Origin of the sequence: Pseudomonas sp. NFACC10-1 (genome assembly GCF_900119195.1) — a bacterium.
In the GTDB taxonomy this organism is placed as follows: domain Bacteria; phylum Pseudomonadota; class Gammaproteobacteria; order Pseudomonadales; family Pseudomonadaceae; genus Aquipseudomonas; species Aquipseudomonas cerasi.
The window spans coordinates 271,810-298,219 of record NZ_FPJB01000001.1 but is presented as its reverse complement, the minus strand read 5'-3'; the positions used below and the strand labels follow the sequence as shown (position 1 = coordinate 298,219).

The 26,410-nt window shown below is 58.3% G+C and carries 23 protein-coding genes, 1 tRNA gene and 1 pseudogene; 14 read left to right on the top strand and 11 right to left on the bottom strand.

Annotation, left to right across the window (positions count from 1 at the left end; all coding sequences use genetic code 11):
- Positions 1-9 precede the first annotated feature (9 nt).
- Positions 10-1,032 (bottom strand): FAD:protein FMN transferase, encoded by a 1,023-nt coding sequence (locus BT119_RS01205; RefSeq protein WP_161437871.1) that lies wholly within the window; start codon positions 1,030-1,032, stop codon positions 10-12.
- A gap of 382 nt (positions 1,033-1,414) precedes the next feature.
- On the opposite strand from BT119_RS01205, the gene BT119_RS01200 reads away from it, so the two are divergent.
- Complete coding sequence (locus BT119_RS01200) at positions 1,415-2,707, top strand: MFS transporter (protein ID WP_072364511.1); 1,293 nt, start codon at positions 1,415-1,417, stop codon at positions 2,705-2,707.
- A 62-nt stretch (positions 2,708-2,769) separates the two neighbouring features.
- Here BT119_RS01200 and BT119_RS01195 read toward each other — a convergent pair whose 3' ends face one another.
- Together BT119_RS01195 and BT119_RS01190 are read right to left on the bottom strand one after the other, a co-directional pair.
- Complete coding sequence (locus BT119_RS01195) at positions 2,770-4,032, bottom strand: MFS transporter (RefSeq protein ID WP_072364509.1); 1,263 nt, start codon at positions 4,030-4,032, stop codon at positions 2,770-2,772.
- Positions 4,033-4,178: 146 nt separating this feature from the next.
- A complete protein-coding gene (locus BT119_RS01190) occupies positions 4,179-5,642 on the bottom strand; it encodes a glyceraldehyde-3-phosphate dehydrogenase (RefSeq protein ID WP_003371610.1) in 1,464 nt (487 codons plus the stop codon).
- A gap of 190 nt (positions 5,643-5,832) precedes the next feature.
- Here BT119_RS01190 and mfd point away from each other — a divergent pair, with 190 nt between their 5' ends.
- The 3 genes from mfd to BT119_RS01175 all read left to right on the top strand — a co-directional run bounded on the left by mfd (position 5,833) and on the right by BT119_RS01175 (position 12,641).
- Positions 5,833-9,285, top strand: coding sequence for a transcription-repair coupling factor (gene mfd / locus BT119_RS01185; RefSeq protein ID WP_003436628.1), 3,453 nt, complete (start codon positions 5,833-5,835; stop codon positions 9,283-9,285).
- 11 nt (positions 9,286-9,296) lie between these two features.
- On the top strand, positions 9,297-9,821 hold the full coding sequence (locus tag BT119_RS01180) for a CsiV family protein (protein WP_057433929.1): 525 nt from the start codon (positions 9,297-9,299) through the stop codon (positions 9,819-9,821).
- A 75-nt stretch (positions 9,822-9,896) separates the two neighbouring features.
- Positions 9,897-12,641: a DEAD/DEAH box helicase gene (locus tag BT119_RS01175; protein ID WP_003371603.1), complete on the top strand. Its 2,745-nt coding sequence runs from the start codon at positions 9,897-9,899 to the stop codon at positions 12,639-12,641.
- A 13-nt stretch (positions 12,642-12,654) separates the two neighbouring features.
- On the opposite strand, the gene BT119_RS01170 is transcribed toward BT119_RS01175, so the two are convergent.
- The gene (locus BT119_RS01170; RefSeq protein ID WP_054081127.1) at positions 12,655-13,221 is read right to left on the bottom strand and encodes a cysteine hydrolase family protein; all 567 of its coding nucleotides are present in this window, start codon (positions 13,219-13,221) and stop codon (positions 12,655-12,657) included.
- Positions 13,222-13,334: 113 nt separating this feature from the next.
- Between BT119_RS01170 and BT119_RS01165 the strand changes: the two genes are divergently transcribed.
- Positions 13,335-14,084: a 3-oxoacyl-ACP reductase family protein gene (locus BT119_RS01165; RefSeq protein WP_003436634.1), complete on the top strand. Its 750-nt coding sequence runs from the start codon at positions 13,335-13,337 to the stop codon at positions 14,082-14,084.
- Positions 14,085-14,262: 178 nt separating this feature from the next.
- Positions 14,263-14,352 (top strand) — tRNA-Ser (locus BT119_RS01160).
- Between the two features lie 254 nt (positions 14,353-14,606).
- Here the strand turns inward: BT119_RS01160 and BT119_RS01155 are convergent.
- Positions 14,607-14,792, bottom strand: a complete 186-nt coding sequence (locus BT119_RS01155) for a hypothetical protein (protein WP_004664555.1) — start codon at positions 14,790-14,792, stop codon at positions 14,607-14,609.
- A 1,184-nt stretch (positions 14,793-15,976) separates the two neighbouring features.
- Between BT119_RS01155 and rbsK the strand changes: the two genes are divergently transcribed.
- The 3 genes from rbsK to BT119_RS01135 are packed head-to-tail and all read left to right on the top strand — an operon-like array spanning position 15,977 to position 19,328.
- Complete coding sequence (rbsK, locus tag BT119_RS01145) at positions 15,977-16,903, top strand: ribokinase (RefSeq protein ID WP_072364507.1); 927 nt, start codon at positions 15,977-15,979, stop codon at positions 16,901-16,903.
- 29 nt (positions 16,904-16,932) lie between these two features.
- Positions 16,933-18,264, top strand: a complete 1,332-nt coding sequence (fucP, locus tag BT119_RS01140; protein WP_060708867.1) for an L-fucose:H+ symporter permease — start codon at positions 16,933-16,935, stop codon at positions 18,262-18,264.
- Positions 18,261-19,328 carry an aldose 1-epimerase family protein gene (locus BT119_RS01135; protein WP_072364505.1) on the top strand — a complete coding sequence of 356 codons (1,068 nt, stop codon included), beginning with the start codon at positions 18,261-18,263 and terminating at the stop codon, positions 19,326-19,328. The genes fucP and BT119_RS01135 overlap by 4 nt, the downstream gene beginning before the upstream one ends.
- Positions 19,329-19,333: 5 nt before the next feature.
- Here the strand turns inward: BT119_RS01135 and deoR are convergent, their stop codons facing one another.
- The gene (gene deoR / locus BT119_RS01130; RefSeq protein ID WP_042931039.1) at positions 19,334-20,098 is read right to left on the bottom strand and encodes a DNA-binding transcriptional repressor DeoR; all 765 of its coding nucleotides are present in this window, start codon (positions 20,096-20,098) and stop codon (positions 19,334-19,336) included.
- A gap of 108 nt (positions 20,099-20,206) precedes the next feature.
- Here deoR and deoC point away from each other — a divergent pair, with 108 nt between their 5' ends.
- Positions 20,207-20,887 carry a deoxyribose-phosphate aldolase gene (deoC, locus tag BT119_RS01125; protein ID WP_058396586.1) on the top strand — a complete coding sequence of 227 codons (681 nt, stop codon included), beginning with the start codon at positions 20,207-20,209 and terminating at the stop codon, positions 20,885-20,887.
- A 34-nt stretch (positions 20,888-20,921) separates the two neighbouring features.
- On the opposite strand, the gene BT119_RS01120 is transcribed toward deoC, so the two are convergent.
- The 4 genes and pseudogenes from BT119_RS01120 to BT119_RS01105 all read right to left on the bottom strand — a co-directional run bounded on the left by BT119_RS01120 (position 20,922) and on the right by BT119_RS01105 (position 23,072).
- A complete protein-coding gene (locus BT119_RS01120; RefSeq protein WP_058396587.1) occupies positions 20,922-21,170 on the bottom strand; it encodes a hypothetical protein in 249 nt (82 codons plus the stop codon).
- Positions 21,171-21,747: 577 nt separating this feature from the next.
- The gene (locus tag BT119_RS01115) at positions 21,748-22,020 is read right to left on the bottom strand and encodes a hypothetical protein (RefSeq protein ID WP_003436660.1); all 273 of its coding nucleotides are present in this window, start codon (positions 22,018-22,020) and stop codon (positions 21,748-21,750) included.
- Positions 22,020-22,547, bottom strand: a complete 528-nt coding sequence (locus tag BT119_RS01110) for a DUF2778 domain-containing protein (protein ID WP_175550539.1) — start codon at positions 22,545-22,547, stop codon at positions 22,020-22,022. The genes BT119_RS01115 and BT119_RS01110 overlap by 1 nt, the downstream gene beginning before the upstream one ends.
- A gap of 24 nt (positions 22,548-22,571) precedes the next feature.
- A pseudogene (locus BT119_RS01105) lies at positions 22,572-23,072 on the bottom strand (Hcp family type VI secretion system effector).
- A gap of 386 nt (positions 23,073-23,458) precedes the next feature.
- Between BT119_RS01105 and BT119_RS01095 the strand changes: the two are divergent.
- The gene (locus tag BT119_RS01095) at positions 23,459-23,815 is read left to right on the top strand and encodes a hypothetical protein (RefSeq protein ID WP_072364500.1); all 357 of its coding nucleotides are present in this window, start codon (positions 23,459-23,461) and stop codon (positions 23,813-23,815) included.
- 382 nt (positions 23,816-24,197) lie between these two features.
- On the opposite strand, the gene BT119_RS01090 is transcribed toward BT119_RS01095, so the two are convergent.
- Positions 24,198-24,455: a DUF1652 domain-containing protein gene (locus BT119_RS01090; protein ID WP_003436671.1), complete on the bottom strand. Its 258-nt coding sequence runs from the start codon at positions 24,453-24,455 to the stop codon at positions 24,198-24,200.
- Between the two features lie 214 nt (positions 24,456-24,669).
- Between BT119_RS01090 and BT119_RS01085 the strand changes: the two genes are divergently transcribed.
- From BT119_RS01085 to BT119_RS01075, 3 genes are all read left to right on the top strand, one after another.
- On the top strand, positions 24,670-25,173 hold the full coding sequence (locus tag BT119_RS01085; protein ID WP_003436674.1) for a cupin domain-containing protein: 504 nt from the start codon (positions 24,670-24,672) through the stop codon (positions 25,171-25,173).
- A 261-nt stretch (positions 25,174-25,434) separates the two neighbouring features.
- Positions 25,435-25,965: a hypothetical protein gene (locus tag BT119_RS01080; protein WP_060708864.1), complete on the top strand. Its 531-nt coding sequence runs from the start codon at positions 25,435-25,437 to the stop codon at positions 25,963-25,965.
- Positions 25,966-26,031: 66 nt separating this feature from the next.
- Positions 26,032-26,400, top strand: coding sequence for a c-type cytochrome (locus BT119_RS01075; protein ID WP_058415920.1), 369 nt, complete (start codon positions 26,032-26,034; stop codon positions 26,398-26,400).
- Positions 26,401-26,410 lie beyond the last annotated feature (10 nt).

Below are 26,410 nucleotides of genomic sequence, written 5' to 3'. Positions count from 1 at the left end.
CATGTTGAATTAGCGCGACTGCTCCACGACCAGACGATCAAACGACGCGTTGCTGCGGATGATAAAGCGCTTATCGGCACGAATCACAAAAAAAGCAGGGATTTTATGTTCTTGCGCATAATTCCAGCCCTGTTGCGGGCCGAGAATCAACAGCAGGGAGGACAGACCGTCGGCCATCAGCGCCGAGGGATGAATGACGGTCACCGACGCCAGGCCGTGGCTGGTCGGCTTACCGGTCAAGGCATCGAGCGTATCGGAAATGCGCCACCCGTCATGGTCGATGTAACGACGATAGTCGCCCGACGTAGATACGGCGTAGCCCTTCAGCGGAAATACCTTTTGCGTGACATTGCCATCATCGAGCGGCGCATCGAGCGTCACTCGCCAGGGCGAGCCGTCAGGCTTGAGCCCGCTGACTTTCAGTTCACCCGTAGCCTGCACCAGATAATCGTGCAAGCCGAGCGCATCCATCCGCTCGCTGATGCGATCTACCGCATAGCCGGCGGCGATGCTGTTGAGGTCCACTTGCACGGCAGCACTCTTGCACAACCGGTCGCCGACGATGCGCAGGTTGCGATAGCCGACCAGCGCCTGAGTCCGGGCCAGTTGCCGCACCAGCGGCATCTGCTCGAACAGCATATGAGGCCCCAATCCCCACAGGTCCATCAGCGGCTTGATCGTCAGATCGAAGGCACCGTCGCTCTCCTGCGATAGCTGTTCGCCCACACCGATCATCTTCAAGACCGATTCCGGCATCGCCTGGCAGCTATTGGCAGGCAATGCATTGAAGCGTTCGATATCAGAATCAGTGCGCCAGAGCGACATCTGCTGATCGACCTCGTCCAGAATCGCTTCAACCTCGGGACGCACAGCCGCAGGCTCTGGCTGCCCGGAAGCGCGCGCATACATCACGGAATAATGGCTGCCCATGGTCGGCCCGCCAAAGCTTTCCAGCTTGCGTTCCTGGCCACAACCACCGCACACCAGCAACACGAGGCACCCTGCAACCTTGCCAAACCTACGCAAACCCATGCCCCGCACTATAAAAACCTTCAAAGTGACTTGCCGCCATCAGCGAACAAGACAGAAAAGCGTCCATAAACCCGCCCTGACACCCCGTGAACAACCCCAATACAAGGCCAACCGGCATATTGAGTGGTCGAAGGCGACTTATGATCCCTGCGTGACATGCCTGTTCATCAGGTTTCATCAAAATGACACGCCGCAAGATCTCAATTGTCTTGACCTGTCAAGCGTCAGTTAACCGATAGCAAATCGCCGAAACGGTTGTCTTTGAGCCCTGTTACACATACTGTTACAAGTGCGCATCGCCAGTTGCACACACGAAGTGACGATGCGAACGGGATAAAAACGACAACGGACTCCAAGCCGACGAGCCTGAGCGAGTAACTAAATGGCCTCCACAACAAGTAAGGGCAAAGCGATCTTTCGCGTTGTCAGCGGTAACTTCCTCGAGATGTTCGATTTCATGGTCTATGGCTTCTACGCCACGGCCATCGCAAAAACCTTCTTCCCTTCCGACAGCGCTTTCGCTTCGTTGATGCTGTCGCTGGCGACCTTCGGCGCAGGCTTCCTCATGCGTCCTCTGGGCGCGATTTTTCTCGGTGCTTACATCGATCGTCACGGGCGTCGCAAAGGGCTGATTATCACCCTTGCGATGATGGCAATGGGCACTCTGTTGATTGCCTGCGTGCCGGGCTACGCCACACTGGGTGTCATCGCACCCTTGCTGGTGCTGCTCGGTCGTTTGCTGCAAGGTTTCTCGGCGGGTGTGGAACTGGGTGGCGTTTCGGTGTATCTGGCTGAAATCTCGACACCGGGCCGCAAAGGCTTCTTCGTCAGCTGGCAGTCCGCCAGCCAACAGGCCGCCGTGGTCTTCGCCGGCTTGCTGGGCGTGGGTCTAAACCACTGGCTGAGCCCTGAGCAGATGGGCGAATGGGGCTGGCGCGTGCCGTTCCTGATCGGCTGCCTGATCGTGCCGGCGATCTTCATCATCCGTCGCTCGCTGGAAGAGTCCCCGGAGTTCGAAGCCCGTACCCATCGCCCAACGCTGCGTGAAGTGGTGCGCTCCATCAGCCAGAACTTCGGCCTGGTGCTGGGCGGCATGGCATTGGTGGTGATGACCACCGTGTCGTTCTACCTGATCACCGCCTACACTCCGACCTTCGGCAAGAACGAACTGAACCTGACCGACCTGGAAAGCCTGCTGGTGACGGTCTGCGTGGGTGTGTCCAACTTCATCTGGCTGCCGATCATGGGTTCGTTCTCCGATCGCATCGGCCGCAAGCCGCTGCTGATTGCCGCGACCGTGCTGGCCATCGCCACTGCCTACCCTGCCCTGTCGTGGCTGGTCGCACACCCGAGCTTCGGCAATCTGCTGATGGTCGAGTTGTGGTTCTCGTTCCTGTACGGCTCCTACAACGGCGCGATGGTCGTGGCGCTGACCGAGATCATGCCGGTCGAAGTCCGCACCACGGGTTTCTCGCTGGCCTACAGCCTGGCGACCGCGACCTTCGGCGGCTTCACCCCGGCGGCCTGTACTTACCTGATTCACGAATTGGGCAACAAGGCAGCGCCAGGCATCTGGCTGACCGGCGCAGCAGTGCTGGGCCTGGTGGCCACGCTGGTGCTGTTCCGCAAGCGCGGGCAAAAGCTTGAAGCGCCTGTGGCGGCTTCCGCCAGCTGATCGATCGCTGCATCGCAAAAGAAAACCCCGGCTTGAGAGACTCTCGGCCGGGGTTTTGCGTTTCAGGCCCTGCGTTTCCAGGGACGGAAGCTGAGCCAGAGCAGCACGCCAGGCAATTGCAGGGCAATCATGAGGCCCAACGACCACTGGTAAGCCTCGAACGAGTGACCGGCGCCCTGAGATGCTGGCCACAGATTAAGGACAGCGCCCATCAGCCACTGGAGGAAAAACGCCAGCACGAATACCACCAGATTGAATGAAGAACTCACCCTGCCCGCCAGTTCCGGTGATACCGATTGCGCCACAATGGCGTAGTTCATGGTCGTCGAGGTGCCGAAGAAGCTGAAGCCCATGGCAATCAGATAAGGCGATACCGGCAAGCCGCTGGCCATCAGTACCTGAAAACCGATAAAGATCACCATACCGGTGCCACAGATCATGATCGGCTGCACACCGAACCTGCGCAGATAATCGGTGATCGCGCCGAACGTCAGAGACCCCGCCACCATCGCGATAGCTCCGAACAACAGCACATTGGCCATCCCGGAATCGCTCAAGCCCGCCATATCACGTAACCACGGCCCCATCCACAGAGACAGTACCGACATGTAGATGGCGTGCGCGAACACCGAGTACAGCGCCAGACGCCAGAACGTCCACGACGAGTACAGTTTGCCGACCGCGGCAAACATATCGCTGTATCGCGTGTTTTTGCTTTCGTAGGCTTTGGGGACGCTGAAGTGTATGACCACCGCCACACAAAAGGTCAGCAGCGCCAGAACAAGAAATGCTTCTCGCCAGGTCAACCAGCTCAGCAGCACATGCAAAGGCGTAGTCGACGCCATCGCGCCCAGCCCGCCGATCGACAGCAGACAGGCGGTACTCAGTGGCAAACGCTCGACCGGCAACCAGATGGCACACGCCTTGATGGCGCTCATCAGCGAACCCGCCACCCCCAGGCCGATCAGACCACGCCCGATCAACAACCCGGTTTCGGTGCTGGAAATACTGAAGATGACCGAACCGGCAACCGCGAACAACAGCATCGGCGCCTGAACGCTGCGTGGCCCATAGCGGTCCAGCATGACGCCGAGCGGAATCTGCGCGGCGGCGAAGGTCAGAAAGTACACGCCGGTCAGCAAACCCAGACTGCTGGCGGGCAAGCTCAGGTCAGTTTGCAGATCGACGTAGATCACTGCATTGACGGTACGAAACAGGTAGGAAACGAAATGCCCCAGCCCGAAGGGGATGAAGATCGTCAGAAACAGCAGGAAGAAGCTGCTGTTGAGGGGGTGTTGCGAACCGTCCAGGGCCGAACTGCTCATCCTTGATACTCCATCGTCCAGAAAATCTGCGCGTGACAGATTCTCATGGCCAGCCACAAAACAAAACGGGCCGAAGCCTGCTTGCGCAGGGATCGGCCCGTTTATCTGCTGCCCCGGTCAGACCGGGCAGCTCAAGCGTTCAACGTTTACTGCGGGAATGCTGGCGGATTGACGTCTGCCATGTCTTCCATCACGCGAACTACCTGATGGCTGTAACCGAATTCGTTGTCGTACCAGACGTACAGCACAACGCGGTTGTCATTGACGATGGTCGCTTCGGCGTCCACCACACCGGCGTGACGCGAGCCGACGAAGTCAGTGGAGACCACTTCCTGCGAGTTCACGAAGTCGATCTGCTTGTGCAGGTCCGAGTGCAGCGCCATGTAGCGCAGGTACTCGTTCATTTCTTCGCGAGTGGTCTGCTTCTCGAGGTTGAGGTTGAGAATGGCCATGGACACGTTCGGCGTCGGAACGCGAATAGCGTTGCCGGTCAGCTTGCCGGCCAGCTCAGGCAATGCCTTGGCAGCAGCGGTAGCGGCACCGGTTTCGGTGATGACCATGTTCAACGCAGCGCTACGGCCACGACGGTCGCCCTTGTGGAAGTTATCGATCAGGTTCTGGTCGTTGGTGTACGAGTGAACCGTTTCGACGTGACCGTTGGTGATGCCGAACTTGTCGTTGACCGCCTTGAGCACCGGCACGATGGCGTTGGTGGTGCAGGATGCCGCCGAGACGATCTTGTCGTCCGCAGTGATTTCACCGTGGTTGATACCGTGCACGATGTTCTTCAGCTTGCCCTTGCCCGGCGCGGTCAGGACCACGCGGTCGATGCCCGGGCAGGCCAGATGCTGACCCAGACCGTCGGCATCACGCCATACACCGGTGTTGTCCACCAGCAGAGCGTCCTTGATACCGTACTGGGTGTAATCCACCTCGGACGGGTTCTTGGCGTAGATCACCTGAATCAGGTTGCCGTTGGCGGTGAGCGTGCTGTTGGCTTCGTCGATGGTGATGGTGCCATCGAACGGACCGTGAACCGAGTCACGGCGCAGCAGGCTGGCGCGCTTGACCAGATCGTTTTCCGCGCCCTTGCGGACCACGATGGCGCGCAGACGCAGGCCGTCGCCACCACCGGTCTTCTCGATCAGGATCCGCGCCAGCAGGCGGCCGATACGACCGAAACCGTACAGCACGACATCGGTGCCCTTGCGTGGGCTGGTGCCCTGCTGACCCACTACACTGGCCAGTTCTTCGCGAACGAACTGCTCTGGCGTGCGGCCATTGCCTTCGGTCTTGAACTTCACGGCCAGCTTGCCCAGGTCCACCGAAGCGGCACCCAGCTTGAGCTCGCTCATCGCCTTGATCAGCGGGAACGTCTCGTGTACGGACAACTCAACCGCATCGGACTGACGATGACGCGCAAAGCGGTGAGCTTTGAGAATCGCGATGACTGAACGGTTGATCAGGCTACGGCCATAGATCGAGCTCACCACATTATTATTGCGGTAGAGCTGACCGATGAGCGGGATCATCGCTTCGGCGAGAGCTTCACGATCAATCCATTCACCAAGACACTGGTCGGGCTTCTGAGTCACGGGAACCTTCCACATGTAGGGGCTGAAAAAAGGGGCTACATTATGACCGCGCCTTTGTTTATGAGCAATGCACGGCTGTCATATCGACGCGCACTACATAATTTTCGCCCGTAAACACTCGGTAATACTCCGGAAAACTGACAGCCACCACCTTCCCCCGTTACAATCGCCGCCCCTGTTGCAACGCCTGGAGCCCGACCTTCCCGTGCCAGTTCTGCGTCTACCGCATCTTTCTGCCGCTGCAGGCAAACAACACTGGGGCAATCTTCCCGGTGCCACACTGAGCCTGGCCATTGCCGAAGCCGCCAGCGCGGCGAAGCGCTTCACCCTGCTCCTGACCGCCGACAGCCAAAGCGCCGAGCGGCTCGAGCAAGAGCTGAAGTTTTTTGCGCCTACGCTGCCGGTTCTGCACTTCCCGGACTGGGAAACCCTGCCCTACGACCTGTTTTCGCCGCACCAGGACATCATTTCCCAGCGTATTGCCAGCCTCTATCGCCTGCCGGAACTGGAGCATGGCGTTTTGGTAGTCCCCATCACCACCGCCCTACACAGACTGGCGCCGACCAAATTCCTGCTCGGCAGCAGCCTGGTGCTGGATGTTGGCCAGAAGCTCGATGTGGAAGCCATGCGTACGCGTCTGGAAGCCAGCGGCTACCGGTATGTGGACACGGTCTACGAACACGGCGAGTTCACCGTGCGCGGGGCGCTGATCGATCTGTTCCCGATGGGCAGCAAGCTGCCGTTTCGTATCGACCTGTTCGACGATGAGATCGAAACGCTGCGTACCTTCGACCCGGACACTCAGCGCTCCATCGACAAGGTCGAGTCGGTACGCCTGTTGCCCGCCCGTGAATTCCCGCTGCAGAAAGAGGAAGTCACACGCTTCAAGGCGCGCTTTCGCGAGCGCTTCGACGTGGACTTCCGGCGCAGCCCGATTTTCCAGGACTTGAGCAGCGGCATCACGCCTGCCGGCATCGAGTACTACATCCCGTTGTTCTTCGAGGAAACCTCGACGCTGTTCGATTACCTGCCGCAGGACACCCAGGTGTTCTCCCTGCCGGGCATCGAACAGGCTGCCGAGAACTTCTGGAACGACGTGCGCAACCGCTATGAAGAACGCCGCGTCGATCCGGCCCGGCCGCTGCTGCCGCCAGCCGAGTTGTTTCTCCCGGTAGAAGACTGCTTCGCGCGCCTGAAAAACTGGCCGCGCGTGGTCGCCAGCCAGCAGGATGTCGACGCCGGTGCCGGACGCGAGCGCTTCCCGGCGCAGTCCCTGCCGGACCTGTCCATCGAAGCCAAGGCCACTCAACCACTGGCGGCCCTGTCGAATTTTCTGGATGACTTCCCCGGTCGCGTGCTGTTCACCGCCGAGTCCGCCGGGCGCCGGGAAGTGCTGCTGGAACTGCTCGAACGCCTCAAGCTGCGACCCAAGACCGTCGACAGCTGGCTGGACTTCGTCGACGGCAAGGACCGGCTGGCGATCACCATCGCGCCGCTTGACGAAGGCCTGCTGCTGGAACAGCCAGCTCTGGCGCTGATCGCAGAAAGCCCGCTGTTCGGCCAGCGCGTCATGCAACGCCGTCGCCGCGAAAAGCGCACCGACGGCGGCAATAACGATGCAGTCATCAAGAACCTCACCGAGCTGCGCGAAGGCGCGCCGGTGGTGCACATCGATCATGGTGTAGGTCGTTATCTCGGGCTCGCGACCCTGGAAGTTGAAAACCAGGTCGCCGAATTCCTGATGCTGGCCTACGCCGAAGACGCCAAGCTGTACGTCCCGGTCGCCAACCTGCACCTGATTGCCCGCTACACCGGCAGCGACGACGAAACCGCGCCGCTGCACCGCCTGGGCTCGGAAACCTGGCAGAAAGCCAAACGCAAGGCTGCCGAGCAGGTCCGTGACGTGGCCGCCGAGCTGCTGGATATCTACGCGCGTCGCGCAGCCCGCGAAGGTTATGCGTTTGCCGACCCGAAAGCCGATTACGCGACCTTCAGCGCAGGCTTCCCGTTCGAAGAAACACCGGATCAGCAGACCACCATCGATGCCGTGCGCGCCGACATGCTGGCGCCCAAGCCGATGGATCGGCTGGTCTGTGGCGACGTGGGCTTCGGCAAGACCGAGGTGGCCATGCGCGCTGCCTTCATCGCCGTGCATGGCGGGCGTCAGGTGGCCATTCTGGTGCCGACCACCCTGCTCGCCCAGCAGCACTACAACAGTTTCCGCGACCGTTTCGCCGACTGGCCGGTGACCGTCGAGGTGATGAGCCGCTTCAAGTCGGCCAAGGAAGTCAGCGCCGCGGTTGCCGATCTGGCCGAGGGCAAGATCGACATCGTTATCGGGACGCACAAGCTGTTGCAGGATGACGTCAAGATCAAGAACCTCGGTCTGGTGATCATCGACGAAGAACACCGGTTTGGCGTGCGCCAGAAGGAACAGCTCAAGGCGCTGCGCAGCGAGGTCGATATTCTGACCCTGACCGCAACGCCGATCCCGCGCACCCTGAACATGGCCGTGTCGGGCATGCGTGATCTGTCGATCATCGCCACGCCACCGGCGCGCAGGCTGTCGGTGCGCACTTTCGTGATGGAGCAGAACAAGCCGACCATCAAGGAAGCCCTGCTGCGCGAGCTGTTGCGCGGCGGTCAGGTCTATTACCTGCACAACGACGTCAAGACCATCGAGAAATGCGCCGCCGACCTGGCCGAGCTGGTGCCGGAGGCGCGTATTGGCATCGGCCACGGGCAGATGCGCGAGCGCGAACTCGAACAGGTGATGAGCGACTTCTACCACAAGCGCTTCAATGTGCTGATCGCCTCGACCATCATCGAGACCGGCATCGACGTACCGAGCGCCAACACCATCATCATCGAGCGCGCCGACAAGTTCGGTCTGGCCCAGTTGCACCAGTTGCGCGGTCGCGTCGGGCGCAGTCACCACCAGGCCTATGCCTACCTGCTGACCCCGCCACGCAAACAGATCACCCCGGATGCCGAAAAGCGTCTGGAAGCGATTGCCAACACCCAGGACCTGGGCGCGGGCTTCGTGCTCGCCACCAACGACCTGGAGATCCGTGGCGCAGGCGAACTGCTCGGTGACGGCCAGAGCGGCCAGATCCAGGCGGTGGGCTTCACCCTGTACATGGAAATGCTCGAGCGCGCGGTGAAGTCGATTCGCAAGGGCGAGCAGCCCAACCTCGACCAGCCGCTGGGCGGCGGACCGGAAATCAACCTGCGCGTGCCGGCATTGATCCCCGAAGCCTACCTGCCGGATGTGCATACGCGCCTGATTCTCTACAAGCGCATTGCCAACGCCGCCGACGAAGAGGCCCTCAAGGACCTGCAGGTCGAAATGATCGACCGCTTCGGCCTGCTTCCAGAACCGACCAAGAATCTGGTGCGTATCACGCTGCTCAAGCTGCACGCCGAACAGCTGGGCATCCGGAAAATCGACGGTGGCCCGCAAGGTGGCCGTATCGAGTTCGCGGCCGAGACGCCGGTTGACCCACTGACCCTGATCAAGCTGATCCAGAGCCAGCCCAACCGCTACAAGTTCGAAGGTGCCACGCTGTTCAAATTCATGGTTCCCATGGAGCGCCCGGAAGAGCGCTTCAACACGATCGAAGCGCTGCTTGAGCGCCTGACCCCGAAAACTGCTTGAAGGATTCACGCATGCGTCTGTTTCGTTCATTGATCCTGCTGCTGACGCTGATCGCGCCGACCGCGTTCGCCGACGGCCTGTATCAGGTCGAGATTCTGCTGTTTCGCCAGAACGGCGAGCCGGCCTCGACCCGCCAGCTTGTACCGGAAAACTGGGACAAGGGCGCACAGAAGATCGACGCGAACGATGAACGAAGCCCCGCCCTCAATGATCTGGCGAGCAAACTGCAAGGCAGTGGCAACTATGAAGTGCTGATGCAGCGCGCCTGGCAGCAGAGCATCGGCAGCGAACCGGGCAAAGTCGCCATCACCAGTGGTGAAGAGCGGCTTGGGCATTTCCCGATCGAAGGTACAGTGAGTCTGGCGATGGCACGCTTCACCGATATTGGTGCACAATTCTGGGTCAACCAGCTGGACCCGCATGGCGTGGTCATCAGCAGTGAACGATTGAAGCAGACTGCCAGGGTAAAGAACGGTGAGCTGACCTATCTGGACAACGGCAACCTCGCGTTGCTGATCAAGGTTTCTCCTCTTTGATCTTTACGTACGCAAGGGACGCCCGGGCGTCCCCTTTCTTTTTGAGCATCGCTGCGGCGTAGGGCTTTTTAAAACTTGTCGTCCATTCTCGAAAAAGTCCTGGCTGCGGCCTGGACAGACCTATTCCACGAGCGAACGCTTGAGCGAGGGCGCGACTACGCCCGGCAAAAACGCATCGTGCTGGAAGACTCCAGCCCGCAGATCATCCGCACCGCCTGTCGGGGCTCGGGCCTGGAAATCTATACCCAGACACTGCTGTTCAAGGACCCCGATCGCTACAAGAATTACCTGACCTGCAAATGCACCTGCCCGGTTCGCAACGATTGCAAACATTGCGTGGCCGCCCTGCTGTTTCTGCAGGACCCGCAAAACCGTCCGTTGCTGCAGGCCGCACTGGCCTCGCACCAGCAAGAGCCGGAAAAGCCCGTCGAGCAAAAACCCAGGCTGCCGGAGCGCCTGATCGATGACCTGCAGCCACGGCCCAGGCTGATTCTGGCCAGCATCGAGTTCAGTGCCTACGAGCCGCGCAACGGGCGCATGCAGCGGCACATTCAGCACCGTGCCGCGCTGGCCTTTGCCTACGGCAAGCATTACGCGGTCGGCACCACCAACGTCAGCATTCTGGTCAGTTCGCTGGGCAGCGATCTGGTGAATCAGAAAAGCGACATCATCGAACACACCGACACCGAAACCCTGCGCATCCGTCGTCAGGGCGAACGGGAGCGGCAGTTGCGTCAGGAACTGGCCGACCTGGGCTTCAAGGTCGCCACCCGGCAAAGCAAGGCGTTGCCCGACAGCGCCGGCGACATGTACGAACTGCCCAACGACAAGGCCTGGCTGCACTTTGTCCTTGATGACCTGCCGCGACTGCGCGAGCAAGGCTGGGAAATCGACATTCAGGACGAGTTCGGTTTCGACGTCACGCCGGTGGAAGACTGGTACGCGGTCATCGACGAAGAGAACGAACGCGACTGGTTCGACCTGGAACTGGGCATCATCGTCAACGGCGAGCGCCTGAGCCTGCTGCCGATTCTGATCAACCTGATCCGCAGCCATCCCGAACTGATGAGCCCGTCGGCCGTGGCCAAGCGCGGGGACGAAGAACAATTGCTGGTGCAGCTCAACCACTTCACGCAAAGCGGCGGCAGCCCGGTACAGATCGCCCTGCCCTATGGCCGACTCAAGCCGGTACTGGCGACGCTGGGGGACTTCTACTGGCGTCAGGAGGGCAACAACGCGCTGCGCATGAGTAAAGCCGATGCGGCGCGCCTTACCCAGCTCGAAGACCTGCCGCTGACCTGGCAGGGCGGCGACCGCCTGCGTCACTTTGCCGAACGCCTGATCAACATCAAGGACGCGCCGGTCAGCCTGCCCGATGGCCTGAACGCCACGCTGCGCCCGTATCAGCTGGAAGGCCTGAGCTGGATGCAGTCGCTGCGCGAGCTGGAAGTCGGCGGTGTGCTGGCCGACGACATGGGCCTGGGCAAGACCCTGCAGACCCTCGCTCATCTGCTGATGGAAAAACAGGCCGGACGCCTCGACCGCCCGGCGCTGGCGGTCATGCCGACCAGCCTGATACCCAACTGGCTGGACGAGTCCGAGCACTTCACCCCGGATTTGAAAGTGCTGGCTCTGTACGGCGCCAATCGCCACCAGGACGCCGGCAATCTTCAGGATTACGACCTGATCCTGACCACCTACGCGCTGTTGCCACGGGACCTGGAACTGCTCGAAAAACAGCCCTTCCACGTGCTGATTCTCGATGAAGCGCAGTACATCAAGAACCCCAACAGCAAGGCCGCCCAGGCCGCACGCAACCTCAACGCACGTCAGCGCCTGTGCCTGAGCGGTACGCCATTGGAAAACCACCTGGGCGAGCTGTGGTCGCTGTTTCACTTCCTGATGCCCGGTTGGCTGGGCAACAGCAAGGAATTCAACAGCAATTACCGCACGGCGATCGAAAAGCACGGCAACCAGGACCGCTTGCATCACCTCAATGCGCGCATCAAGCCGTTCCTGCTGCGTCGCACCAAGGAACAGGTCGCGACCGAACTGCCACCCAAGACCGAGATCATCCACTGGGTAGACCTCAACGACGCGCAGCGCGATGTGTACGAAACCGTGCGCCTGGCGATGGATAAAAAGGTCAGGGACGAAATCACCCGCAAAGGCGTGGCACGTAGCCAGATCATCATTCTCGAAGCGCTGCTCAAGCTGCGTCAGGTGTGCTGCGACCTGCGCCTGGTCAATCAGGACATGCCGGTCAACAGCAAACAGGGCACCTCGGGCAAGCTCAACAGCCTGATGGAGATGTTCGAAGAACTGCTGGCCGAAGGTCGCAAGATTCTGTTGTTCTCGCAGTTCACTTCGATGCTCAGCCTGATTGAGGAAGAGCTCAAGCAACGCGGTATCGCCTACGCCCTGCTGACCGGGTCGACCCGCGATCGCCGCACGCCGATCCATGATTTCCAGAGTGGCAAGCTGCCGATCTTCCTGATCAGCCTCAAAGCAGGCGGCACCGGCCTCAACCTGACCGCCGCGGATACGGTGATCCACTACGACCCGTGGTGGAACCCGGCAGCGGAAAATCAGGCGACCGACCGCGCGTACCGTATCGGCCAGGACAAGCCGGTGTTCGTCTACAAGATGATCGCGCGCGGCACCGTGGAAGAGAAAATCCAGCGCCTGCAACGGGAAAAATCAGCGCTGGCCTCGGGTGTGCTTGACGGTCGCACCAGCGGCGACTGGAAATTGCGCGACGAAGATTTGCAGGCACTGTTCGCCCCGCTTCCCGCCGCGCCGAAAAAAACCCGCAAGTAAACCCGTCCGGCGCTTATTCGACAGCAATATGCTGAAGGATCTGCGCCGTGGACAGGACCGTGGCGTATTCACCGTGCAGGTTGGCCAGCGACATTGCATGCACGTCCTCCGCACTGCGCGGCGTGCCGAAAAAGTCCTGTTGATCGAAGGTAAAGCAGGCATCGTGCGCGACCAGCACATCAAACCCCAGATTGCCGCCACTGCGTGCGGTGGACTCGACCGAATTGTTGGTGATCACGCCGACAATCACCACCTGCCCAATCCCGTCCGAACGTAACCACATCTCCAGAAACGATCCGCAAAACGCGTCGGGGACCTGCTTGCTCAACTCCCGCTCATCGGCGTGCGGCAAGAACGCTGGCTGGTACTCGACCCCCGACTGCTCCGGCCAGAACACTGATTCGGGTGACGTCGAGAAATGCCGGACGTGGATCACCGGACGCCCGGATTGTCGCCATGCACTCAGCAGCGAGCCGATATTCGCCTCGGCCTGCGGATTGTTACGCCGCCCCAGCTTGGGGTGATTGATGCCCTGCTGCATGTCGATCAGGATCAGCGCGCTGTTGCCTTGAATATCCATGATGAATCAGTCCGAACTTTTGGTTCAGCAAGACTATCGCAATCAAGGTCTATTCTGGTCGCAATCGTCGATAGGCTCAGGCCTGTCCGAGACCTGCCCCCAAGGAGAACATCATGATCGAACACCTTAAACTCGCCGGCAAAGTAGCGCTCGTGCAGGGCGGCTCACGCGGTATCGGCGCGGCCATCGTCCAGCGCCTGGCCAAAGAAGGCGCTGCCGTGGCGTTTACCTACGTCAGCTCCGAGGTCAACGCTCTGGAGATTCAGGACAGCATCGTCGCCAACGGCGGCCGGGCCCTGGCCATTCGCGCAGACAGCGCCGACGAAAAAGCCATCCGCCAGGCCGTACAGACCACTGCCGAGACCCTTGGCAGGCTGGATATCCTGGTCAACAACGCCGGCATTCTGGCCATTGCGCCGCTCAATGAATTCAGCATGCAGGACTTCGACAAAACCCTGGCAATCAACGTGCGCAGCGTGTTCATCGCCAGCCAGGAAGCCGCTCGGCACATGGAAGAAGGCGGCCGCATCATCAACATCGGCAGCACCAACGCCGATCGCATGCCCTTTGCGGGCGGCGCCACGTACGCCATGAGCAAGTCGGCGCTGATCGGCCTGACCAAAGGCATGGCCCGCGACCTCGGCCCGCAGGGCATCACCGTCAACAACGTCCAGCCCGGCCCGGTGGACACCGACATGAACCCGGCGCAGGGCGAATTCGCCGAAACCCTGAAAGCACTGATGGCCCTGCCCCGCTATGGCACAAGCGAAGAAATCGCCAGCTTCGTTGCCTACCTCGCTGGGCCGGAAGCGAGCTACATCACCGGTGCCAGCCTGACCATCGATGGCGGCTTTAGCGCCTGAACTTCACGAGACGAGCGGCGCTGCGCCTCAGCGCCGCACCGCCTTCTTGGGCTTTTCAGTGGCACATAAGCGTTTATTTGCTTAAGCGCATGAAAAATCTGAAAAAAAGTTTTGCGTTAGGAAAAGGTTTCGACTACATTAGCGCGCCTCGACAGACACAACGTTGTCGTCGAGATACGGTGAGGTGTCCGAGTGGCTTAAGGAGCACGCCTGGAAAGTGTGTATACAAGAAATTGTATCGAGGGTTCGAATCCCTCCTTCACCGCCATATTTGAAATACACAAAACCCCTGAATTCCTCAACGAATTCAGGGGTTTTTTGGTTTCCGGGGTCTGAAAAAGTGATCGTTGGACGCTCATGGGACAGAGCTGGGACAGAGCAGAAATTAAGGGTGGCAATGCCAAGGACGTCGGACACGATGATGCGGCGTGAAGATGCGACCGTTTGACCGCATCTTCACAGGCATGCACAGGCTTGAAGCATATGTTACTTTTACCGCATATCGCGTGTATCGTAAAAAACTCAACCTTCGCCGCCACCGCCGCACGAAATCAGTTCAATAAGTCCCATTTGATACCATTTATTCTGGCAACTCCACCCGTGTTCAAATGTAAACGCACTTGCAGTGCCGCTGAATGCAACGCCCAATGCGAGCGCCAAGGCTATTCCAATATTTCGCGAACGCACTTTCTTCATATTGTCTTTCATAAAATGCTCCATAGTTTTAGCAGGTAATGCGAGCCTGTAAAGGCTGCATGAACGTCACAATACCCTACCGACTTTAACGCTTTATTGTCGGCACTCAAGGTACACTGCAGCGGCCCTAAACTGTGACCAGGCAAACAGCGACCCTAAGTCAGCTGTATGATTTTTGATTTAGAGATGCGCTTCTCTATGGCACATTTGAGTACTAAAACCCAATACGATCAATAGCACGAATGGGCTAATAGCCTCATGCCACAAGGTCAGGCAGCACACGCGTCACCGATGTCAGAATATTTGTCACCTCTCCGGTTTTTCCTAGGGTTTTTCTGAAAAGTACTAGATTGCCGTCAGAAATCGCGTCCACAAGCTTTTCTGATTGTCAGATCCTGTTTCTGCCATCCTGGCTGCACCGCTTTGCGGATCTAGAAGATGAAGTACTACAGCCCCGATGGATCGTTGATTTGCAGGGTGTATGCCCAATTTCGTAGTGCCTTGGTCTGGCTCACTTTGCACTTCGGTGAATCAGACCAAGTATCAATACTGGCAGCTGCTTGGGCAGCCGATAACGGATCGGACAGAACGTGCGTGGTCGCTGGCTGATCGGATCAATAATCGGTTCACCAGCAGAATTTTTCTCCGCGCTGTATTTGCGCGAAAAGCAGTGATATGAAAACGTGACGTGCACCGCCAAAGTTTCCTGGCCAGCCTACTGACGATTTCGAAGAAAAACGACATGTTCAAAAGAGTCGACCAAAAGCTGTGGGTCAGATGTGTCCAAGAAATTGTTGACGACTTAAAAAGCGGTCAGGTGCAACCGACTAAAACATCCAAGATTGCACTAATTTAGTCACCCTTTTCCTTCCGAGTCCTATATCGGACAGGTTCGAATCCCTGCTTCACCGCCATACTTGAAACACACAAACCCCCTGAATTCATTTAAGAATTTCAGGGGTTTAGTGGTTTATGGGCCTGAAAAAATGGTCGTGGGATCGATTGCTTAGCAGCATGCCTCACACGCGGCCACCCCTTTCTCCAATCCGGAACGGCCACCCAAACGCCCTACAGGCGTTTTGATAGCGCACGCTCACATCAAAAAATAAAGATTGAATCCTCACAGAAAATGTTATTTAAATAACATAAATAAAGCCGTCGAGGCTTCCATCGGCGCTGGTGAGGTCAAAATAACAATGAGCAAGATTGCAGTCATCGGCAGCAACATGGTCGACCTGATTACTTACATCGAACGCATGCCTGCCCAAGGCGAGACGCTCGAAGCACCGCGTTTTGCCATGGGCTGCGGCGGCAAGGGTGCTAATCAGGCCGCTGCCGCAGCGCTGTTGGGCGCGGACGTGCTGATGCTCAGCAAGGTCGGCGACGATGCTTTTGCCGATACCACCCTGGCCAATTTTCAACGGCTGGGCATTGATACACGCTTTGTCGAACGGGTGCCGGGCGTGTCGAGCGGCGTGGCACCGATCTTCGTCCAGGAGAACTCCCACAACAGCATCCTCATCGTCAAAGGCGCCAACGCCCACCTGAGCCCGGCCGACATCGACCGCGCCGAGGCGCAGCTGCGCGATTGCGCGTTGATTGTGCTGCAACTGGAAGTCGAGTTGGCGACCGTTTACCACGCCATCGCCTTCGCTCATCGGCATGCCATCCCGGTGCTGCTCAATCCGGCGCCGGCCTTGGCCGGCCTGAGCCGCGAGCACCTGGCGCAACTGGACTTCCTGATCCCCAACGAAAGCGAGCTGGCATTGATCAGCGGCCAGCCGGTGACGTGCGCCGAAGAGGCAGCTCAGGCGGCACGGCAATTGGTCACGCTGGGTGTACGCCACGTCATCGTCACCCTGGGCGAACAAGGGGCGCTGTACGTCGGCGCCGAAGGCGAATGGCAGGTGCCAGGGGTCAAGGTTCAGGCGCGTGACACCACCGGTGCCGGTGACGCCTTCATTGGCTGCTTCGCCCGGCACTGGAGTCAGGACGGAAATATTCGCCAGGCCATGCACCAGGCGGTGGCCTACTCGGCCTGCTCGGTCACCGGCCTCGGCACGCAATCTTCTTACCCCGATGCGCCGACGTTTGCGCGCTTCCTCGATGCATCGGCCAACTGACACTCACCAGCATCTCGCGGAGAACAATAATGAATAAGCCTGCGCTGCAACAAACCCCGGACGGGTTCTACCTGAACCGCACGCCGTGGTTCGCCTTCATCCTGCTCTGCAGCATCTTCGCCCTGTGGGCGGCGGCCGCGAGCATGAACGATGTACTCATCGCGCACTTCAAGAAGGCCTTCCTGCTCAGCGACTTCCAGACCGCTTTCGTCCAGTCGGCGTTCTATCTGGGCTACTTTTTCGTCGCCATTCCGGCGGCACTGGTGGTGCGCCGCTTCAGCTACAAGACCACCATCCTCATCGGCCTGATGCTGTACCTGTTCGGCTGCGCCCTGTTCTTTCCAGCAGCGTCGACCGCCAAGTACGGCATGTTCCTGATGGCGCTGTTCGTCATCGCCGCCGGCCTGTCGTTTCTCGAGACCGCGTGCAACACCTATTCGACACTGATGGGGCCACGGGAAACCGGCACACGGCGCCTGAACATCTCGCAGACCTTCCACCCGTTCGGCGCAATGACCGGGGTATACGTCGGCAGCTTCGTGATGTTCAAGGACACCGACGCCACCAGCGAACAGTTGGCCCAGATGAGCGCCAGCGAGGCAGCAGCGCAGCAATTGCAAATGATCCAGTCGACCCTGCTGCCGTACAAATGGATGATCGCGGTACTCATATTGATGTTCATCCTGATCGCCATCACCCGCTTCCCCGCGTGCAAGGGCAACGGCACCGTCAGCGAATCGCGTTCGAGCATCGGCCAGAGCCTCGGCCGCCTGCGTCGCAATCCGCGCTTCTGCTTCGGTGTACTGGCGCAGTTTCTCTACGTGGGCGCGCAGGTCGGGGTGTGGAGCTTCACCATTCGCCTGGCCATGCAAATGGGCGGCATGAACGAGCGCAGTGCCTCGTGGTTCCTGCTGACCACCTTTGCCGCCTATTTCATCGGCAAGATGATCGCCAACCTGCTGATGCGCAAAATGCATCCGGCCAAAGTTCTCGCGGTGTATGGCGTGCTGTGCATCGCGCTGCTGGCCTACACCATCCTGGTGCCGAACATCACCGCGGTGTATGCCGCCGTGGGGGTCAGTGTGTTTCTCGGGCCTTGCTGGCCGACCATCTATGGTCTGACCATTGACGGGCTCGGCGAGGACACCGGTGTCGGCGGCTCGTTGCTGGTGATGAGCATCGTTGGCGGTGGCGTGATGCCGATTTTCCAGGGCCTGCTCAGCGACGCCAATGGCGGCAACATGCAAATTGCCTATAGCGTGCCGCTGCTGTGCTTCGTGGCCATCGTGATGTACGCAGTGTACTGCATGCGTCAGCCGCAACCGGTGCTGGGTGGTTCGGCCACGGCGGTGGCGCAATGAGTAGCGAAGCGTTGCGCCTGCCGCTCTACCCCCAGCTCTGGGACCAGACCAGCCGGCTGCTGCTCGAATCCGAGAATTTCAGCGTGCGTGCCTGGACCTACCCCAGCGGGGTCAAGGCGCTGTCACTGGAAAACAGCCGCGGCAAGCTGGTGATCCTGCCCTGGCAGGGGCAAATGATCTGGTCGGCCGAATTCGACGGCATTGATTTGACCATGCTCAATATGTTCACCCAGCCGCGGCCCAGTGCCAGTGTTATCGGCACCTACGGCTGTTTCATGTTTCACAGCGGCCTGCTGCGCAACGGTTGCCCGGGGCCGGAGGATGATCATGCGCTGCACGGCGAAATGCCCTGCGCACCGATGGACGATGCCTGGCTGCAGGCAGGTGAAGACGAGCACGGCGCTTATCTGCGCCTCGGCGGCACCTGCGAATACGTACAGGGCTTCGGCGACCATTACCGGGCCAGCCCGAGCGTGACCCTGCGCCCGGCCAGCGGGCTGTTCGAGATCGGCATGCAGGTGGTCAATCTGGCCGGCAAGCCCATGGACCTGATGTACATGGCGCACATGAACTACGCCTACGTCGACGGCGCCCGCCTCACCCAGCCCCTGGGCTGCGAGCGCACACGGGTGCGTGCCAGCGTGCCGGCACATGTGCGGCCGACGCCGACCTGGAGCGCCTATATAGCAGAACTGAGCGAGGACCCGACCCGCCTCAAGGTGCTCGACTCGCCCGCGCTTTATGACCCGGAAATCGTCTGCTTCTTCGACGACGTGCGCAGCGACGCTCAGGGGCAGGCGCACTTCTTCCTTGATCATCCCGACGGCGCGGCGTTCTACACCCGCTACAGCCCCCGGCAATTTGAACATGCTGCGCGCTGGATCCTGCATAACACCGATCAGCAGGTGGCGGCCTTCATCTTGCCGGCCACCTGTGAACCGGAGGGCTACCGCGCCGAACTCGCCAAAGGCAACGTGCGCAGCCTCGCGCCCGGTGCCAGCGCCGAGTTCAGCCTGACCACCGGTTACCTGAACGCAGCCGAACGCCGGGCGCTGCAACCGTGATGCTTCTAGATTACAAGCTGCGCCCCGCCAGCCTCGATGGCCTCGCGGTAGCTACGCGGGATTTTCTTATCGCTGACCACGCAATGGAAATCGCTCAAGGCACCGAAGTGCGCAGTGCGTACGGCGTCGAATTTGGAGTGATCGGCCAGCAGCAGGCTTTGCCGGGCCTGGCGCATGACCTTCTGCTTGACCTCCACCTCGTGGAAATTGAAGCAGGTGACACCGCAGTCCAGGCTGACCCCGGCCGCCGAAACAAAGGCCCAGGTCAGGCGCACGCCATCGAGGATGCTGGTTTCGGCATGGCTCTCGAACACCTGGTTCTTGCGGTGGAACATGCCGCCGCACAGGACGATGCTGCAGTTGGGTTTCTGTTGCAGCTTGAGCAGCACGTTGAGCGAGTTGCACACCGCGGTGAACTCCAGCTCGTCGGGGATGAAATCGACCACGAAGGGGATCGTCGTGCCACAGTCGAAAAACACCGTGTCGCCGGGCCGGATGAAGGTGGCGGCCAGCTTGCCGATGCGGCGCTTCTCCTCGACATGACGGGTGTCCTGCTCGCTGACCCGGTAATCCCCCGGTTCAGGATCATCGTGGGCGCGGGTGATGTAGCCGCCCAGCAGCCGTAACTGCTCGGGGTGCCGGCTGAGGTCACGGCGCAAGGTCATTTCGGACACATCGAGCAGCGCCGCCATCTCCCGCAGATGGATGGCTTTCTGATCTTGCAGGGCCTGTTGAATCTGTTTGATGCGGTCGTTTTTCTTGACGTCCATGGGCATCCCGGCAATCCGTTGGAGGTGTCGCTAGAGTAACACCAAGTGTTAATTTTTTAACTTATGGGTATCCACCCAAGTGTTTTTACTGATGACAGGAATCCCTTGATGAATTCACTCGAACCCGCTGCACTGGCCCAGACCATCGATCACACCTTGTTGGCGGCGGATGCCAGCCGAGAGCAGATTGCCACACTTTGCGCCGAAGCCCGGGAGCACGGTTTCTACTCGGTGTGCGTGAACTCCAGCCAAGTGCCTTTTGCCGCTCGACAACTCGCCGGGTCTGCCGTGAAGGTCTGTGCGGTGGTGGGCTTTCCGCTGGGCGCCGGGCTGAGTGCCAGCAAGGCGTCGGAAGCCGCCCTGACGATCGCTGCCGGCGCTCAGGAAATCGACATGGTGCTGAACATCGGCTGGCTCAAGGACGGCCTGTTCGATGAGGTCCGCGACGATATCGCCGCAGTGCTGCAAGCCTGTGGCAAGGTGCCGCTCAAGGTGATCCTGGAAACCTGCCTGCTCGATGAGGCGCAGAAGATCCGCGCCTGCGAGATCTGCCGCGAGCTGGGCGTGGCATTCGTCAAGACCTCCACCGGCTTCAGCCGCAGTGGCGCGACGCTCGAGGATGTGGCGCTGATGCGCCGCGTGGTAGGCCCCGACATCGGCGTCAAGGCGTCTGGCGGCGTGCGCGACGTGGCCACGGCCAGAGCGATGATCGAAGCCGGCGCAACACGCCTGGGGACCAGTTCCGGGATTGCGATCGTGACAGGCGCAGGCACCGGGGCAGGCTATTGAGTCTGCGGGCTTTGAGCATCAAAGCCCGCTGCACTTAGCTCAGATCGATCACACCGGTCATGGCCGTGAAATGGCTTTGCTTGTGCTGAACCTTGTCGAGAACCTCCGCAGGGGTCGACTCGCGAAAGACCACCATGTGCCCGACGTCCTTGCCGCCTTCGGTCACGCGCTCGATATCGTTGATCATCCAGGTAGTCAGCTCTTCGGCCGTAATGCCCAGTTCGGACGCCACTCGCTGGTGAAGGCGCTCGGCGTCGTATTGATTGAGTTGATCGCTGTTCATGGGGCTGGCTCCTTCAAGGGGTGTTAAGTTCAGTCCCCGTGAGGGCTTCACAGTTCAGTCGGGTTTGAACGGGCTGCGAATGAGCTGTCATTTCGGCTTTGCAACAGCCCCCCCCTACACTCCTCTAGGTATTTGCATATTTATCTTGTGCCGGAAGGCGTCAGAGAAGCTGTGAGCCGAGAAAGCAATCAGCCCGGAGGCCATCACTGTTCAGAAGCTGATGGATAGTGTTCGTATTGATCATTTGTGGCATCAACGGCATGGACTCGACGATCTTTTCAAACTCGTCGTTAGATCAACAGCAAAATTCCAGGTAGAAAAAAGGCGCTCTGTCTTGACCGTATCAGGCCAAAAAGCTGGGCAGCTGTTTGGCCTGCCCTGTTCATCATCATCGACGCCTGATGGGCTATTAGAGATCTAAACATGGCCGCCTTGGGTCGGTGGCTGCCTGCTGTGATTGGGCTGCTATCGGCCAGAAGCAGTCACTCGGCGGATAGGCTTGGCAAATATTGTCAGCGAGATCCGAACGACAGATGGTAGCTAATGAAAAGCCACGGAATCTAATATTATTCTTCATTCATGAAGAGTATTTGGTCACCAGTTTGGCCAGCACCCAGGCCAGAAAAGTCACAATGATTAAAGAGGCAATTAGTACCGTAAAGATTACCATTGTTTCCGCATCCTCTATCCCGTTGACACTGAATACATCATGCAGGGACAAATAAATTGCATTACCAACTGGTGTTTCTAATCCGGTCCGCACCAATCCGCTGAGTATCAGGGTTCGCGTCATAATGGATGCCACTATAATTACAGCAAAGACTTTAATGGTGGGTCTAATAAAGCGCATTATTTCTTGTTCCTGGGGTCAATGACATCTAAAACTCCAAAGTATTTTTTTTCGGATCCGGGAATTCTGTCTCCATCCATATTACGCAAGTAAATGCTTAGTTGATCAAAGCTAAGTTGAGATGTCATGGTGACACATCCCTCGCTTAAGCCTAGGGGACCTATAGGGTGCAGTCTGAAATTACCTCTCGTCACGTTGCTGACGATCGTTTCATCATCAATACTTCCGTCGTCACGGTAAAGTGAAAACCAATGACTCCGATCAGTCCGGGCAAACAAATCTGAGATCGGTTCTCGGAGCCAGCCCATTCTTCCGCCGCTTTCCCGATCAAGAATATAATATCGGCCAGGTGGCAGTGGCCCCTGTTTTAGATCACCCACCGCAGCAGGATCGTTGGCGAAGCCAGCTAATCCTGAAAAAGCCTCATAGCTTTCATTATTACTGCACTTCAGCTGGCTCATCGGCTGGCCTGTCAATTCAAAAGTGCAGTACGCTACTTTGTTGGTATCTATTGATTGGGTGTCCATGGGCATACATCTCCTTGTGTGATATCAGGCGTATACCTTGTTGGAAATTGCATCCCAACCACCCACCACCTGGCCGCCCCCTTGCCCATCTGAGCGTTTTTGTTGTGTATAGGTCATTTTGATACGGCCATAATTCAGACGTACCGTTTCTGTAGGAAAGCCGCCCTCTACACCTCCGTTACCGTTAAGTGAAACGGAGGAAATAATGACCTCTTCAAGTACTATTTCCAAATATTTTAACTTGTCTGTTCCTGCACGGTTGACCGCGAGTGTGACCTCTTTGAAGTGCTTTCCACTGCAGCAGGCTTCGTGCAGCTTTGGGGTGGCTTTGTCCACAGTTTTGCGGAAGAAGAGGTCACTCATACGAGCACGACCACTCGTTGCTCCGCCTGCACTGGTCGCCGTGACCGAGGCGGACTGGCTTGCTCCTAGGTCGAAATTTTCCATTTCGATCCAGTCCTAGAATTGAGCGTCAAGAGCTTCACCTGGAATTCCGTCAATTTTCAAATACGCGTCAAAGGCCATGTCGGTGATCATCCCTGCTGATTGATTCACAGCATATTGAGTGGCTTGCTTCGCGGGGTCAACCGGCTGCTCTCCAAACTGGTGGCGCTGATTGAAAACTGCCCGCTACGAGTGGCGGGTTTTGGCCGATAGCAATCGGTCGCAACCAGCAGATCTAAACCCAATCAGAGGCGCCTGCAAACCGGCGTTATCCACTTGAAATTGCAAGACGATGTAGAACCGCCAGTCTCCAGCGAAGAACGCCACACAGGCCTTCTCTAAAATTCCATGGGTGCCTTTGCATAGCATTTCAATTGCCGTCATATCTGCCGTTACGCTTTCGAGCAAAAATGTCTATGCACTCCTGCGCTTGTCCTGGTTTATCATCCGAAAAAAGGATCATGCACATGCCCAAAACTAGCTGGCTGGCTCGGCTTCATGCTCTGATCGTTCGTATTGAGTATCGGGCTATCTGCATCCCAGTAGGAATTGCCTTCGGATTTCTTGGCTTCTTCTGCCTGGTGATCGGTGCATGGCTTAACCTGATTGTTTTGCTGCCCATGGGAGTGTGGGCACTTTGTGTCATTAACTTCATTCGGCTATTTCGAGGCGAGACATCAGAAAAACTATTGGCCACAGTAGGCATGGTAATTTTTCTAAAAATTGTTTACGAAACGCTCTGGGCGCAAGGGCTCGCCTTACCAGTAGCCCTCAAACCCTGGGTTGGCGGGGTTTGGGCCATTTCTATAGTCAGCATTCACTGAATAGTCCTCGCATGGACGAATTATCGTCTTCCAGTAGGGCCTACACGTCGCATAAAGCTTAAACGCCTTCCTGATCGATTGTAGGCTATCGTGTGGCTGATAGCCTTTGCCTCTGGGAAGGTGACTTCGGCGGACGCTTATCGTGTCCTGCCTTCCATCATAGGCTATGAGATTCGATATCAGCCTGTTTTCCCGCCAAGCGACAACACAGATGAACTAGCAAGGGTAGACGCTCCTGGATCGCACCACGCCATTGACGATTACTTGAGCCCCCCTCCTTCACCGCCATATCGATAAAATGCAAAGCCCCTGAACTCTGAAAGGAATTCAGGGGCTTTGCGAATGCAATCAAATAACCCCAATCAAAATACGAGCCCAGCCCCTACGCCATCCGCCTCATGGACAAATCCATCAACCCCATCAGGTCTCGTTGTTCTCTCAGCGAAAGCACCAGCCGCGCGATGGATCGGCTGCTCTCTACCTCGGACAAGGACAAGCCCGTTACGTAGAGCTGGATATCACCTGACTCGGGATGGAGAAGCTTCACCGAGAAGGTTTCATTTGGCGCTACGACGCACTCGCACCTGGAAGGCAGAAAAGCTGTCTCAAGAACGCGCTGAATGTCGGGTTTTGAAAACATGGTGCGTCCTCTGGTAAGGGCCAAATCGTGATTTGAAGTGTAGACGAGTTTCAGGTGAATAGGTTTCCGAGTTGCGCAACGGATGCATACGGCGCAGCGGGCTTTTTGTGGCGACTACCCGGGACTGTTTTTCCTGATCGAGGCAACTGCCTGCAACGCATCACGCTCTCTGGTCTAAAGTACCCTTTCCTGAACTCCCCGAGCGTCGACCAACATGAATGAACGCGCACGTGAACTGGCGTCTCGTCTGATTCGCAATTTCAATGAGGCTCACCTCGAACATGAAGTTCGTGAACCACTCTATGAAAGCTCGGCAGCCCGCCTGGGCACAGGCACGGCCGCGCAAAAGCTGGGGGCCTCGATTGATGTCGTGGCGCCGGGCAAGCGCTCCTGCCCTTATCATTTTCATCATGTGCAGGAAGAGATGTTCGTGATCGTCGAGGGTGAAGGCAGTTTGCGTGTTGCGGGCGAGATGCTGCCGATCAGAACGGGTGACATCGTGTTTATCCCGGCTGGCTCCGAATATCCTCATCAGATAATCAACACCTCGCAGGAGCCGCTGAAATACCTGTCGATCAGCACCCGGGAAACACCCGAAGTGTGTGAATACCCGGACTCGGGCAAGTACCAGGCGATGGTTTCGGTTCAAGGGACCCGAGTGTTCACCGCCAACCAGCGGACCACGGAAAACCTCGATTACTGGGACGGCGAGCCGTGATTTGAATTGTTTGTAAATTGTATCCGGCAGTTCACGCTTTTTTCACGTTCGCGGGTTTATTGTTAACTCAATTCCCAGCAAGACCTTAAGCCCGCTACCCCCCATCGCGGGCTTTTCTTTGTCTGCGATTTGAGCATGCAGCGTTTGGCATGGGTCAAGAGACATCAGGGACACGACTGCTCAAGCAAGCGTCGGGCAGACAGGGAACATCATGCAGAAAACGATTTCCAAGTCCTACCTCCCGGATGAAACCCTGCAATCATGAAAAACACCCTGAAAAAACTGCTCCTCGCCGTTGCGTGTCTGGCGGCTGCTCCCGTGTTCGCTGCGTGTCAGATGACGCCGGTGGCGTATGACATGCCTTCGCAACGTCTGGACGAGGCCTTGCAGCAACTGGCGCATCGATCCGGCTGCCCGGTGAAGGTCGATCTGGGCGCGGACAGCAGCAGAAAGGTCAAGAAATTCAAGGGTACGTTCACGCCGGATCAGGCGCTTTGGCTGGTGTTGAAGAAAACCGGGCTGGAGGGCTATGTCGAAAACGACGGGCTCACCGTTGATCGTCGAGGCCAGGACTTCGTAAACCAGCGAGCAACTGAGCTACGCACGGCTATCGATGAGGCTGGCACACGGATGGAAGCCAGAAAGAAAAAGCGCTTTCTTCACCAGTTGGAGACCATCGAAGCCGGAGCGAAGAAACTGGTTCTTGAGCAGAGCTTTGTCAGCGCAGCCGAGATGGCGAGTTACAAGCGTGACTTCGACGAACTGTCGAGCCAGATACCTGCCAGCAAGTGAACCTCCGATAATTGCGCTAACATTCGACGCTTTTGACCAGACGGCCGCACGCGCTGTGGGATATCGATGAGAAAAACTGCCTTATTCATAGTGGCGCTGGCACTGCAACCGCTGGCTTATGGCGCAGGTGATGCAGAGGCCGGAAAAGCAGTCTTCACCCGCCTCTGCTCCGGCTGCCACAAGATCGGCCCCTCTGCACGCAGCGCATTTGGCCCGCCCCTCAACGGCATCATTGGTCGTCAGGCGGGGCAACAGGAAGGCTACGTTTACACCGACGCGATGAAGAACTCGGGGCTGGTCTGGACGCGCGAAGAGTTGCGCACTTACATCAAGGACCCGAGCGAAGTTGTCCCCGGCACTCGCATGAAACTGTGGTGGATGGGTAACGATGAGCGAATGGAAGATCTGCTGGAATACCTGGATGCCAACAAGTAGTACGAGGGGT